Below are 12629 nucleotides of genomic sequence, written 5' to 3' on the forward strand. Positions count from 1 at the left end.
AGGAACCACAAGCAGAACGAAATGTCCTGCCCGGGGTGTTTAAGTCTGGCGTTGACTTTTGGCACGCTGTTGAGTTCTCAAGGAACAAACGCTTCCTTCAACCCTGTTTCACCAGGCTCTCCGGGCGCTCACTCGGTCTTGCGTTGCAAACTCTACCAGACTCATTTCCAGTCCGTTTCCGGACCGGATCCAAATTCCAGCGGCCGCTTGCGGGGCCTTGTTTCGCGCCTTCCGGCGTGATCACTACTTTAGCGGATTCCCCCGGCGACTCATAATCGAGTCATCCGAGTCAATCGATTTGCATTCCGGCATGCCGAAATACATCCCGATCAGGGGTCCTGCACAAATAGTGTGCCGCCGGTGCGGCGAGAGTGGCTGTCCTGGAGCTGATGGGCTCCGGGGCAACTCGGAGAACACTACATGACACCCCGACACGCTTCAAACCCGTAGCCAGCAAGGTTGTTGGAGCGTACGGTCGGCCGCATGACGACGCATGCGCCGACCCAGCAGTGGTGGCTCGCCTGACCGGCGGCCAGCCTGCGCGTATGCATGAGACGGCCGCCGCTTCGGCGGCCGTTCGCGTTTCTGCAGCTCTGCACCTCGCCCCGGCCGGCGGTCGCGGCGGTCCCGGGACAGCGGGAGATGCAAGAGATGACAGGGAACGCAGGGATGACAGTCACGACACGACCCAGGACCAGGATCTTCAGCGGGATCAAGCCCACCGGGCATCTGACCTTGGGGAACTACCTGGGCGCCATGCGGCGCTGGGTGGAAGAGGACCAGCTCAAGGCCGACGCGCTGTTCTGTGTGGTGGATCTGCACGCGCTGACCGTGGAGCACGATCCGGCGCGGGTGCGACGGCTCAGTCGGCAGGCCGCGACGCTTTTGCTCGCGGCCGGGCTGGACCCTGAGCGGTGCACGGTGTTCTTGCAGAGCCATGTGGACGAGCACACCAGGCTCTCGTATCTGCTGGAGTGCACGGCCACCGACGGCGAGATGCGGCGGATGATCCAGTACAAGGAGAAATCCGCGCGGGAGCGGGCCGACAGCGGGAGCGTACGGCTGTCGCTGCTGACGTATCCGGTGCTGATGGCGGCGGACATCCTCGCGTACGGGACCGATGAGGTGCCGGTCGGGGACGACCAGGCGCAGCACGTCGAGCTGACCCGGGATCTGGCGCTGCGCTTCAACCAGCGGTACGGGCGGACCTTCGCGGTGCCCAAGGCCGTCCATCCCGTGGTGGCGGCGCGGGTCATGGATCTACAGGACCCGAGGTCCAAAATGGGCAAGTCGCACGCGTCGACGTCGGGGATCGTCTATCTGCTCGATGAGCCGGAGATCGTGCGCAAGAAGATCATGCGTGCGGTGACCGACAGCGGGGACGATGTCGTGCTCGACCGGGAGGCGCGGCCCGGGGTGGCGAATCTGCTGGACGTACTGGCGGCGTGCACCGGCGCGCGGCCCGAGGATCTCGCCGGGGCGTACCGGTCGTACGGCGCGCTGAAGAAAGACACGGCGGAAGCGGTGCTGGAGCTGTTGCGGCCGGTGCGCGAGCGGCACGGGGAGTTGTGCGAGGACCCCGGGTATGTGGACGGCGTGCTGCGGGCGGGCGCGGAGCGGGCGCGTGGGCTGGCGCGGCCGACCGTGGACGCGGCCTATGCGGCGGTGGGGTTGTTGTCGCCTGCCTGAATCGCGGCGGGCGGGGCGGTCGTCGCGGCGAAGCGGCGGGCGAAGGAGCGGGCCGACATGCCGGCGCGGCGGGGATCCGAGCCGCCGGCCCGGTGATCGGCAGCGGCCACCCCACCCTGCTACCTGGGTGGGGTGGCCGCCGAAAACCCGTACTCGCTCAGCCCTGGCCCGAGGCCAGGCCGCGGCTGCGGTCGCGGGCCGCTTCCAGGGCGGCCAGCATCGCGGCCCGTACGCCGTGGTTCTCCAGTTCGCGGATCGCGTTGATGGTGGTGCCCGCCGGCGAGGTGACGGCCTCGCGGAGCTTGACGGGGTGCTCGCCGCTGTCGCGGAGCATCACGGCCGCGCCGATGGCGGCCTGCACGATCAAGTCGTGCGCCTTGTCGCGGGGCAGGCCGAGCAGGATGCCGGCGTCGGTCATCGCCTCGACCAGGAAGTAGAAGTACGCGGGGCCGGAGCCGGAGAGGGCGGTGGCCGCGTCCTGCTGGGACTCGGGCACCCGCAGGGTCTTGCCGACGCCGTTGAAGATCTCCTCGGCGCGGGTGAGGTGTTCGTTGTTCGCGTGGGTGCCCGCCGAGATGACGGACATGGCCTCGTCCACCAGGGCGGGGGTGTTCGTCATGACGCGCACGACGGGCGTCTCCGGGGCGAGCCTCGCCTCGAAGAACGAGGTGGGGATGCCCGCCGCACCGCTGATCACCAGCCGGTCGGCGGGGACGTGCGGGGCCAGCTCGTCGAGCAGCGCGGCCATGTCCTGCGGCTTGACCGTGAGGATCAGCGTGTCGGCGTTCTTGGCGGCCTCGGGGTTGGAGACCGGCTCGACGCCGTAGCGCTCGCGCAGTTCGGCGGCGCGGGCCGGGCGGCGGGCGGTGACCAGCAGGTCCGACGGGGCCCAGCCGCCGCGGATCATTCCGGAGAGGAGGGCCTCACCGATCTTGCCCGTGCCCAGTACGGCGACCTTTTGCGTCATGGTGGCGCTCTCCCCATCCGGTGCGGTTTCGCTTCGCGGCTGCGATGGCGATTGCCGCACGTTGCGTGAGGTCCATGGTCGCACCGGGGGCGGGGTGGGCCACTGCGTGGGGCGACCCTGGGGCGGGCGGGGAGCGGGGAGCGGGCCGGGCCCCGCGTCGCAGCCGGCTCCCGGTTACGCGTCCTCCGGCCGCGCTGTCCTCCCGGCCGGAGGCTGGGGGAGGTTGAGGACACCTGCCCGCCGGGCGGAGACGGTCAACCGTTGTGGTCACCGCACTGGCCGTATCGGGCGGGCCCGTACGGGACCTACGCCGTCCGGCGGCGCAGTGTCACCGCACCCAGGGCGAGCACGAGGAGCGCGCTGCCCGCCACGATGCCCGCGTCGCGGACGAAGTCGCCGGTGATGGTCTCGCTCCTGAGGACCTCGGTCATGCCGTCGACCGCGTACGACATGGGCAGGACGTTGGAGACGGCCTCCAGCGCGGGTTGCATGCTGTCGCGCGGCGCGAAGAGCCCGCACAGCAGGATCTGCGGGAAAATCACCGCCGGCATGAACTGGACGGCCTGGAATTCGGAGGCCGCGAAGGCGCTCACGAAGAGGCCGAGCGCGGTGCCGAGCAGCGCGTCGAGCAGCGCGACCAGGAGCAGCAGCCAGGCGGAGCCGGCGATGTCGAGGTCCAGCGCCCAGACGGCGAGTCCGGTGGCCAGGGACGCCTGGATCACCGCGATCAGGCCGAAGGCGAGCGCGTAGCCCACGATCAGGTCGCCCTTGCCCAGCGGCATCGCGAGGAGGCGTTCGAGGGTGCCCGAGGTGCGCTCGCGCAGGGTGGCGATCGAGGTCACCAGGAACATCGTGATCAGCGGGAAGATGCCCAGCAGCGACGCGCCGATCTGGTCGAAGGACTGCGGGTTGGCGTCGAAGACCCAGTAGAGGAGCGCCAGCAGGACGCACGGCACCAACAGGAGCAGTGCGATCGTGCGGGGGTCGTGGCTGAGCTGGCGCAGGACGCGGCGGGCGGTGGCCAGGGTGCGGGAGAGATTCATCGTCGGTCGCCTTTTGCTGCGGGGGCTTGCCCTGGGCGGGGGGCTGGAGCGGGGGCCTGCTCCGGGCCGGAGGCCTGCTTCGGGCCGGAGGCCCGCGTCGGACCCGGGGCTGGACCGGAGGCCCGCCCCGGGCCGGGCTGCTCGGAGCCCGATAGCCCGGAGTCCGATAGCTGGGAGTCCGGCCGTCCGGAGCCCGGCTGCCCGGAAACCCGCCGCCCGGAGTTCAGCTGTCCGGTACCCCGCCCTGCGGAGCCCGGAGCCCCGCTCTCCGCAGGCCCGTTCTCCGCCGCGCGCTGCGCTTCGTCCACCAACTGGAGGAACGCGTCCTCGACGGTCGCGGTGCCGGTGCTCGTACGGAGGCCCGCGGGGGTGTCGTCGGCGAGGATGCGGCCGGCGCGCATGAGGAGCAGCCGGTCGCAGCGGTCGGCTTCGTCCATGACGTGCGAGGAGACGAGAAGGGTGACGCCCCGGTCGGCGGCGAGGCGGTGGAAGAGGTTCCACAGGTCGCGGCGCAGCACGGGGTCGAGGCCGACGGTGGGCTCGTCGAGGACCAGCAGTTCGGGGGCGCCGAGCAGGGCGGCGGCGAGTGAGACGCGGGAGAGCTGGCCGCCGGAGAGGTTGCCCGCGAGGGCGTCGGCGTGCGAGTCCAGGTCCACGTCGGTGAGCGCCTGGCCGACCTGCGCGCGTCGCTCCGTGCGGGAGGCGCGTGGGGTGAGGACGGCCGCGTAGTAGTCGAGGTTCTGACGTGCGGTGAGGTCGGTGTAAACGGACGGTGCCTGGGTGACGTAGCCGAGGCGGTCGCGGAGGACAGCGGCTCCGGCCGGGTGGCCGAGGACGTCGAGGGTGCCGGTGACGCGGGCCTGGGTGCCCGCGATGGCCCGCATGAGGGTGGATTTGCCGCAGCCGGACGGACCCAGCAGGCCGGTGACGCGGCCTCGGCGGATCGCGAAGTCGAGGGAGTCGAGCACGGTGCGGTGGCCGCGGACGACAGTGAGGCCGTCGGCGCGGATCGCCGGCCCTTCACTTTTATTCATCATATGTTGAATATTGCTCGCGGAAAGCCGCTGCCGTCAAGAGCGGCGGCGGCTAGGGTCACGGAAAGGCCCCTCCCACCGGCCCCTCGTCCCAGGAGACCCGTGAACCGACGGCTGTTCCGTCCCAGCTCCCGCGCCCGTTCCGTCGCTGCCGCCGCGCTGGTGATCACCGCTCTGACGCCACTGCTGGCTTCCTGCACCGGGGATGACATCAAGGGCAAACCGGGCGCGGCGGGGGTCGGCGACCCGCTCTTCCCGAAGCTCGGCAACGGCGGATTCGACGTGCGCCACTACGACCTGGGGCTCGACTACGAGGTGCGCGGCGGGCGGCTCGACGCCACCGCGCTGCTCACCGCGAAGGCGAAGCAGAACCTGAGCGCCTTCAACCTCGACCTGCGCGGGCTGAAGGTCCGCGGCGTGAGTGTCGACGGCGAGGACGCCGAGTTCTCGCGCAAGGGCGACCAGCTGACCGTGCGCCCTTCGAAGGTCGTACCGAAGGGCGATGAGTTCCGTACGAAGGTCACCTACGGCGGCAAGCCGAAGCGGATGACCGACGCCGATGACTCGGTCGAGGGCTGGGTGCGCACCGACGACGGCGCGGTCGTCACCGGCGAGCCCGCCGGGGCGATGACCTGGTTCCCGGGCAGCAACCACCCGGGCGACAAGGCCACGTACGACATCCGGATAACCGTGCCCAAGGGCTACACCGCCGTCTCCAACGGCGAGTTGGTCGGCGAGCGCACGGCGAAGGGGCGCACCACGTACGACTGGCACAGCGGCGAGCCCATGGCGAGCTATCTGACGACGGCCACCATCGGGAAGTTCAACGTCAGCCGGTACACGACGGAGAGCGGGCTGCCCGTCTACGTAGCGGTGGACCCGCGCGAGGCGAAGAGCAGCGCGAAGTCGCTGGGCAAGCTGGAGGAGATGCTGGACTGGGAGACGAAGCTGTTCGGGCCGTACCCCTTCTCGTCGACCGGCGCGATCGTCGACCACGGCGCGGGCGGCGTCGACTACGCGCTGGAGATCCAGACCAAGCCGTTCTTCCCCGACGAGATCGACGACGTGACGCTGCTCCATGAGATGTCGCACCAGTGGTTCGGCGACTCGGTGACGCCGAAGTCCTGGCGCGACACCTGGCTGAACGAGGGCTTCGCGACCTACGCCGAGTGGCTCTGGGACGAGCAGCACGACGGCAAGAGCGCGCAGGACCGGTTCGACGCCGCGTACGGCACCGGAAAGGGCGCGGACAAGAACGGCGACGATGAGGAGACCTGGGAATTCCCGCCGGGCGACCCCGGCAAGGCCGCGAACATCACCGGAACGCCGGTCTACACCCGCGGCGCGATGGTGCTGCACCAGCTGCGACTGGCCGTCGGCGACGACACGTTCTTCAAGATCCTCAAGGACTGGCCCGCCGAATACCGGCACGGCAACGCGAACTCGGCCGACTTCATCGGCTTCTGCGAGCGCAGGACGGACGAGGACCTGACGGAGCTCTTCGACGACTGGCTGTACGGGAAGGGCCGGCCGGCGGGGTATTAGGGGTCGGGGTATTAGGGGTATTGCTACGGGTGGCCGGGTCGGGCTGGGCGGGGCCGGACGGCATCAGGCCGGGAGCCGGCCGAGCCACACCGGACCGGGCGCGATGCGGGTGTGACGCGGGTGTGACGCGGCGGCGATCCGGGCAACGTCCGGGTCATCTCAGGGTCGTCCCCCATAGCGTTCGGCGGCCCGGCGCAGGACCGTGGCGATATGAGGCGTTCCAGCGAAGTTTCCCGTACCGAGGAACGGCACCTGGCCGTTGCTTCCGCGACTCTCGGACCCTGGCGGGCGGCCTCCGCGGTCGGCGCGCTGGGCGGCGGAGTCTCGCTCGCGCTCAACACCATCACCGGCGACTTCGGGCTCAGCGTGCTGGCCGGGTCGCTGTCCGTCGCGCTGATGCTCTTCTTCCTGGTCGGCGGCGCGGGCGCGGTGCTCGGCGGTCGCCGGGGCGAGCGCGCCGACCACCGCATCCGGCGCTGGGCCACGGCCCATCCCTGGCGGGTCGCGGCCGTGCCGGCCGGGCTGCTGGTCGTCACCGACCTCGTGATGCGGCAGATCCTGACCGCCGAGGGCTTCTTCGGCAGCCTGTGGGACGGGCTGTGGCGGGGCGCGCTGGTGGCCGTGGTCGTCGGCGTGGTCGGCTCGATGAACCGCTCGAAGCGGTAGCCGGGGCGACCGCGAGGGGCGCGACGGGCCCGGTGCCAGCGCTCGCGGCGGGCGCCGTCGCGCCGGCCCCGTCAGAGCGCGTCGAGGCAGAGCGCGTCGAGGTCGAGGTGGCTCAGCTTGTCGGGGTTGAGGACGACGTCCACTTCGATGATCCGGCCCTCGTACACGGTGAAGCCGAAGACGGCGGCCCGCTCCCCCACCGGGTCGATGAAGACCAGTCCGGGGGCGCCGTTGACGTCCCGGACGGCCACCCGCATCGTCGCCGGGTCGAAGCCGCTGGTCAGGCCGCAGGCGTAGCGGGCGACCTTGACCGCGCCGAGGACCGGACGCCGGCCCGCGGTGACCTTGCCGCCGCCGTCCGCGCGCCAGACCACCTCGGGGTCGAGGAGTTCCAGCAGGTCTTCGGGATCGCCGCCGGTCACCGCGGTCAGGAAGGCGTCGACCGTACGGCGGTGCTCGCCGCGGTCGACGGTGCGGCGCGGCGCCTCGGACCGGACGTGCCTGCGGGCGCGGGAGGCCAGCTGCCGTACGGCTTCGGGCGTGCGGCCCACCACGTCGGCTATCTCCGGGAGCGGTACGGCGAACTCGTCGTGCAGCACGAAGGCGGTCCGCTCGGCCGGGGGCAGCCGCTCCAGGACGGTGAGCAGCGCGAGGCCGACGGATTCGTCGAGGGCGACCCGGTCCTCGGGCGGGGCGCCGTCGGCGACCAGGGGTTCGGGGAGCCAGGGGCCGACGTAGGCCTCCCGGCGGGCGCGCGCGGAGCCGAGCAGGTCGTAGCAGAACCGGCTGACGATGGTGGTCAGATGGCCGCGCGGGTCGGCGGCCGTGCCGTCGGGGAGCGCCTGCCAGCGCAGCCACGCCTCCTGTACGGCGTCGTCGGCGTCCGCGACCGTTCCGGTGATCCGGTAGGCGACGGCCCAGATCCGGCCCCGGTTCGCCTCGAAGTCGGCGAGGTGCGCCATGTCGTGATCCTCTCCCGGAGGTCCGGCAGTTCCGAGAGTGGGACGAAACGGCGGGGCGGAGTGTGACAGCCACCGGCCGGTGCGGCCGGGAGGCCCGGTCAGCGGTGCTTGCGCTTCTTCGCGGTCTTTCGCGCGGCCGGGTTGCCGGTGCGGCTCGTACGGCGGCGTTCCCAGCGCTTGCGCGCCAGCTCGTACTCGGTGCGGCGCAGCTTCTCGCCGGGGGCCTCGGTGAGGGCGCGGAAGAAGTACGCGAGCAGGATGCCGACGAAGCCGATCATGAGGATGCTCTGCGAGGAGCGCTCGGCGGCGGTGTCGGGGGCGGGCGCGGGGCGCTTCTGGAAGCGGCCCCAGGTGCGACGGAAGGCCAGGGCGCTGCAGACCGCGAAGGAGATGACGATCAGGAAGGTGACCAGCGAGCCGACGTCGGCGATGGCGATGCCCTGGTAGGCGAAGCGCAGCACCAAGCAGCCGGCCGCCGCCGCGAGCAGGGCGCCCAGGGCGACCGCGGCGCGGCGCGGGCCGTAGAGACCGTCGTGGTGCAGCCAGGTCGTGCCGAAGAACCGGATCGGCTCGGGCATCGGGCCGATGTCGGAGTCGGGGCCGGGGCCGGGGCCGGGGCCGGGGCCGGGGCCGGGGCCGGGGCCGCCGGGCGTACCGGACTCGGTGTCGAGGCTTCGTCCGACGTCGGGATCGACATCGGGGCCGACGGCGGGGACGGACCGCTGCGCATCGCTCATGCCATCGATTATCGCGGGTGGCCGGGTGCCGTCGGTACCTCGGCGGGCGTGGGACGCGAACGGCGGCCGGCGGCCGGTCCTGAGGACCCGCTGCCGGCCGCCGCCGATGAGCATGTGCCGGCCGAACCACCGGCCGGGTTGTCGGCCGAGCGATCCGCCAGGCGGTCCGCCTGATCCGCCAGGCGGTCCGCCGAGTTGTCAGCCGAGCTGGCTGATGTCGCGCACCGCGCCCTTGTCCGCGCTGGTCGTCATGGCCGCGTACGCCTTCAGGGCCAGCGAGACCTTGCGCTCGCGGTTCTTCGGCTTGTACGTGCCGCCGAGCGCCGCGCGGCGGGCGGCCAGCTCCTCTTCGCTCACCTTGAGCTCGATCGAGCGGCCGGGGATGTCGATGCGGATCAGGTCGCCCTCCTCGACGAGCGCGATAGCGCCGCCGGCCGCCGCCTCCGGGGAGCAGTGGCCGATGGAGAGGCCCGAGGTGCCGCCGGAGAAACGGCCGTCGGTGATCAGCGCGCACGCCTTGCCGAGACCGCGGCCCTTGAGGAAGGAGGTCGGGTAGAGCATCTCCTGCATGCCGGGGCCGCCCTTGGGGCCCTCGTAACGGATGACGATGACGTCACCCTCCTTGACCCGCTTGGTCAGGATCGCGTCGACGGCGTCCTCCTGGGACTCGCAGACCAGGGCCGGACCCTCGAAGGTCCAGATCGACTCGTCGACGCCGGCGGTCTTCACGACACAGCCGTCCTCGGCGATGTTGCCGTACAGGATCGCGAGGCCGCCCTCGACCGAGTAGGCGTGCTCGATGTCGCGGATGCAGCCGTTGGCGGCGTCCGTGTCGAGGGTGTCCCAGCGCTCGGACTGCGAGAAGGCGGTGGCCGAGCGGACGCAGCCGGGGGCCGCGTGGAACATCTCGACGGCCTCGGGGGACGGGGAGCCGCCGCGGATGTCCCAGTTCTTCAGCCACTCGGCGAGCGAGTCGGTGTGCACGGAGTGCACGTCCTCGTTGAGCATGCCGCCGCGGTACAGCTCGCCGAGGATCGCGGGGATGCCGCCGGCGCGGTGCACGTCCTCCATGTAGTACACGCCGTTGGGCGCGACCTTGGACAGACAGGGCAGCTTGCGGGACAGCTCGTCGATGACCTTCATGTCGAAGTCCAGCTCGGCCTCCTGCGCGGCGGCGAGCAGGTGCAGGATCGTGTTGGTCGAGCCGCCCATGGCGATGTCGAGGGCCACGGCGTTCTCGAAGGCCGCGCGGGTGGCGATGTTGCGCGGCAGGACCGACTCGTCGTCCTGGTCGTAGTAGCGCTTGGTGATCTCGACGACCGCGCGGCCCGCGTTCTCGTACAGCTCCTTGCGGGCCGTGTGGGTCGCGAGGATCGAGCCGTTGCCCGGCAGCGCCAGGCCGATGACCTCGGCGAGGCAGTTCATCGAGTTGGCGGTGAACATGCCGGAGCAGGAGCCGCAGGTCGGGCAGGCGTTCTGCTCGATACGCAGGATGTCCTCGTCCGAGACGTCCTCGTTGACCGCGTCGGAGATCGCGTTGACCAGGTCGAGCTTGCGGACCGTGCCGTCCACCAGGGTGGCCTGGCCGGCTTCCATCGGGCCGCCGGAGACGAAGACGACCGGGATGTTGAGGCGCATCGCGGCCATCAGCATGCCGGGGGTGATCTTGTCGCAGTTCGAGATGCAGATCAGCGCGTCGGCGCAGTGCGCCTCGACCATGTACTCGACGGAGTCGGCGATCAGGTCGCGGGACGGGAGGCTGTAGAGCATCCCGCCGTGGCCCATGGCGATGCCGTCGTCGACCGCGATGGTGTTGAACTCGCGCGGGATGCCGCCGGCCGCGTGGATCGCCGCGGAGACGATCCGGCCGACCGGCTGGAGGTGGGTGTGCCCCGGCACGAACTCGGTGAAGCTGTTGGCCACCGCGATGATCGGCTTGCCGAAGTCCTCGCGCGCTACACCCGAGGCCTGCATAAGGGCACGGGCGCCCGCCATGTTGCGGCCGTGGGTGACGGTGCGGGACCTCAGGTCGGGCATGGGGCTCACTCCCATTGATCAACGATTGGTTTGAACAACGATGGTTTGAACGGGGTCGCCGGTCGGCCGGTCCGGACCTGTGGTCCGGGCGGCTACCCCAACAGTACGTTCAGTGGGTTTTCGAATCCTGGAAGCCTACGCCTCGGATCCACGATCTGGACAGCTTGTCCGGAATGCGGGATGCGGGGACCGGGATGCGGGCTCGGGATCGTGAAGGCGGGGGTGGTGCGGGGTGCGCTGCTCCGGGCGGGCAGTCGCCCGCGCTGCGGATCAGCGCTCCGTGAGATACCGCTGCAAGGTCGGGGCCACCATCTCGATGATCTCCTCGATGTCCACCGACGCCAGCGGCTCGACCCGCAGCACATAGCGCAGGATCGCGACGCCGATCATCTGCGAGGCGGCCAGCTCCGCCCGGAACTTCGGGTTCGGCACCTCCAGGTCGGCGGCCACCTGACTCAGCATCCGGCGCAGCACGAACCCGCGGAGCACCGCCGCGGCCGTCTCGTGCGTCAGCGCTGAGCGGATGACGGCCAGCAGCGGGGCCCGGGTGACCGGGTTCTCCCAGATGCCGAAGAAATAGCGCGCGAGCCGCTCGCCCGCGCCGTCGGGACCGGCGGCCATCACGTCCGCGGCCTTCAGCGCCGGCTCGAAGGACACCTCGATGGCGGCGGCGAAGATCTGTTCCTTCGTGCCGAAGTAGTGGTGCACCAGCGCCGGATCGACGTCGGCCGATTTCGCGATGCCGCGGATGGACGTCTTGTCGTAGCCGCGCGCCGCGAACTCGGCGCGCGCCGCGAGCAGGATGCGCTCGCGCGCGCCGGGGCCCTCGTCGGCGGCGCGCGCGGCGGAGGAGGGCCTGCCGCGCTTGCGCGGGGGCGTGTGGTCGGGGGCGTCCCCGCTCTTGCGCGGGGGCGTGCGGTCCGGGGCTTCGGTCGCGGCGGGGTCCCCCGGGGCGTTCCGGGGCTCCGGGCTCGCGTCGTGACGCGTGTTGGTCGGGCTCGCGTCCCGGCCCACGTCCCGGCTCGCGCCCGAGCCCGCCTTCGGGCTCACGTCCGGCGTCATGTGCGGGGCGCCCGGGTCGAGGACGGCGAGGGAGAGGAGGAGGACGGCGAGGTCGGTGAGGCGGACGACGTCGAAGACGCCAAGTGCAGCCGGGTGAAGGCCAGCGCCTCCGCGAGGTCGGCCTCACGTTCGGCGGCGGACATCGCACGACGGGTATTGACCTCGACCACCACATGGCCGGTGAAGCCGCTGCCCGCGAGCCGCTCCAGCAGCTCCGCGCAGGGCTGGCTGCCGCGGCCGGGCACCAGGTGCTCGTCCTTGGCGGAGCCGCTGCCGTCGGCGAGGTGGACGTGCGCGAGCCGGTCGCCCATCCGGTCCACCATGTGCAGCGCTTCATTGCGGGCCGTCGAGGTGTGCGAGAGGTCCACCGTGAAGTGCCGGTAGTCCTCCTTGGTCGGGTCCCAGTCCGGCGCGTACGCGAGCATCTCGCGGTCGCGGTAGCGCCACGGGTACATGTTCTCGACGGCGAACTTCACATCCGTCTCGTCCGACATCCGCCAGATCCCGCGCACGAAGTCGCGGGCGTACGAGCGCTGCCAGCGGAACGGCGGGTGCACCACGACCGTGGACGCGCCCAGCCTCTCGGCCGCCGACTTCGCGCGTTGCAGCTTGACCCACGGGTCGGTGGACCACACACGCTGCGTGATCAGCAGACACGGCGCGTGGACCGCCAGGATCGGCACCCCGTGGTAATCCGACAGCCGGCGCAGCGACTCGACGTCCTGGCTGACGGGGTCGGTCCAGACCATGACCTCGACGCCGTCATAGCCCAGGCGCGCGGCGATCTCGAAGGCCGTCGCCGTCGACTCCGGGTAAACGGACGCCGTGGACAGGGCGACCTTCGCGTCCGGGATGCGCACGACTGGTTCTGCCACGAAGGACAGCGT

At 71.1% G+C, this 12629-nt stretch carries 10 protein-coding genes and 1 pseudogene; 3 read left to right on the forward strand and 8 right to left on the reverse strand.

What is annotated here, in order from left to right; all coding sequences use genetic code 11:
- Nucleotides 1-669 precede the first annotated feature (669 nt).
- Nucleotides 670-1689, forward strand: a complete 1020-nt coding sequence (gene trpS / locus QMK28_RS11100) for a tryptophan--tRNA ligase (protein ID WP_326436913.1) — start codon at nt 670-672, stop codon at nt 1687-1689.
- A gap of 157 nt (nt 1690-1846) precedes the next feature.
- On the opposite strand, the gene proC is transcribed toward trpS, so the two are convergent.
- From proC to QMK28_RS11115, 3 genes and pseudogenes are all read right to left on the reverse strand, one after another.
- Complete coding sequence (gene proC, locus QMK28_RS11105; protein WP_326436914.1) at nt 1847-2656, reverse strand: pyrroline-5-carboxylate reductase; 810 nt, start codon at nt 2654-2656, stop codon at nt 1847-1849.
- Nucleotides 2657-2961: 305 nt separating this feature from the next.
- Entirely contained in the window at nt 2962-3699 is a 738-nt protein-coding gene (locus QMK28_RS11110) for an ABC transporter permease (protein WP_326436915.1), read from the reverse strand.
- 284 nt (nt 3700-3983) lie between these two features.
- A pseudogene (locus QMK28_RS11115) lies at nt 3984-4736 on the reverse strand (ABC transporter ATP-binding protein); the annotation flags it as partial.
- A gap of 99 nt (nt 4737-4835) precedes the next feature.
- Between QMK28_RS11115 and QMK28_RS11120 the strand changes: the two are divergent.
- Both QMK28_RS11120 and QMK28_RS11125 read left to right on the forward strand, forming a co-directional pair.
- Nucleotides 4836-6278: a M1 family metallopeptidase gene (locus tag QMK28_RS11120; RefSeq protein WP_326436916.1), complete on the forward strand. Its 1443-nt coding sequence runs from the start codon at nt 4836-4838 to the stop codon at nt 6276-6278.
- Between the two features lie 210 nt (nt 6279-6488).
- Nucleotides 6489-6944: a hypothetical protein gene (locus QMK28_RS11125; protein ID WP_326436917.1), complete on the forward strand. Its 456-nt coding sequence runs from the start codon at nt 6489-6491 to the stop codon at nt 6942-6944.
- A gap of 71 nt (nt 6945-7015) precedes the next feature.
- On the opposite strand, the gene sigJ is transcribed toward QMK28_RS11125, so the two are convergent.
- The 5 genes from sigJ to QMK28_RS11150 all read right to left on the reverse strand — a co-directional run bounded on the left by sigJ (nt 7016) and on the right by QMK28_RS11150 (nt 12617).
- Nucleotides 7016-7906, reverse strand: coding sequence for an RNA polymerase sigma factor SigJ (sigJ, locus tag QMK28_RS11130; protein WP_326436918.1), 891 nt, complete (start codon nt 7904-7906; stop codon nt 7016-7018).
- Between the two features lie 98 nt (nt 7907-8004).
- Nucleotides 8005-8643: a hypothetical protein gene (locus tag QMK28_RS11135; protein ID WP_443050658.1), complete on the reverse strand. Its 639-nt coding sequence runs from the start codon at nt 8641-8643 to the stop codon at nt 8005-8007.
- A 198-nt stretch (nt 8644-8841) separates the two neighbouring features.
- Nucleotides 8842-10680, reverse strand: coding sequence for a dihydroxy-acid dehydratase (ilvD, locus tag QMK28_RS11140; protein WP_326436919.1), 1839 nt, complete (start codon nt 10678-10680; stop codon nt 8842-8844).
- A 270-nt stretch (nt 10681-10950) separates the two neighbouring features.
- Nucleotides 10951-11730 (reverse strand): TetR/AcrR family transcriptional regulator, encoded by a 780-nt coding sequence (locus QMK28_RS11145; RefSeq protein WP_326436920.1) that lies wholly within the window; start codon nt 11728-11730, stop codon nt 10951-10953.
- A gap of 8 nt (nt 11731-11738) precedes the next feature.
- On the reverse strand, nt 11739-12617 hold the full coding sequence (locus QMK28_RS11150) for a sugar phosphate isomerase/epimerase family protein (RefSeq protein ID WP_326436921.1): 879 nt from the start codon (nt 12615-12617) through the stop codon (nt 11739-11741).
- Nucleotides 12618-12629 lie beyond the last annotated feature (12 nt).

This window comes from Streptomyces sp. H27-D2, from assembly GCF_035828615.1.
Taxonomy (GTDB): Bacteria; Actinomycetota; Actinomycetes; order Streptomycetales; family Streptomycetaceae; genus Streptomyces.

Bases quoted from the DNA above. Each gene is read 5' to 3' on its own strand.
- QMK28_RS11125 (WP_326436917.1), top strand. From the start codon at position 6,489: ATGAGGCGTTCCAGCGAAGTTTCCCGTACCGAGGAACGGCACCTGGCC.
- proC (WP_326436914.1), bottom strand. From the start codon at position 2,656: ATGACGCAAAAGGTCGCCGTACTGGGCACGGGCAAGATCGGTGAGGCC.
- QMK28_RS11135 (WP_443050658.1), bottom strand. From the start codon at position 8,643: ATGAGCGATGCGCAGCGGTCCGTCCCCGCCGTCGGCCCCGATGTCGAT.
- ilvD (WP_326436919.1), bottom strand. From the start codon at position 10,680: ATGCCCGACCTGAGGTCCCGCACCGTCACCCACGGCCGCAACATGGCG.
- sigJ (WP_326436918.1), bottom strand. From the start codon at position 7,906: ATGGCGCACCTCGCCGACTTCGAGGCGAACCGGGGCCGGATCTGGGCC.
- QMK28_RS11110 (WP_326436915.1), bottom strand. From the start codon at position 3,699: ATGAATCTCTCCCGCACCCTGGCCACCGCCCGCCGCGTCCTGCGCCAG.
- trpS (WP_326436913.1), top strand. From the start codon at position 670: ATGACAGTCACGACACGACCCAGGACCAGGATCTTCAGCGGGATCAAG.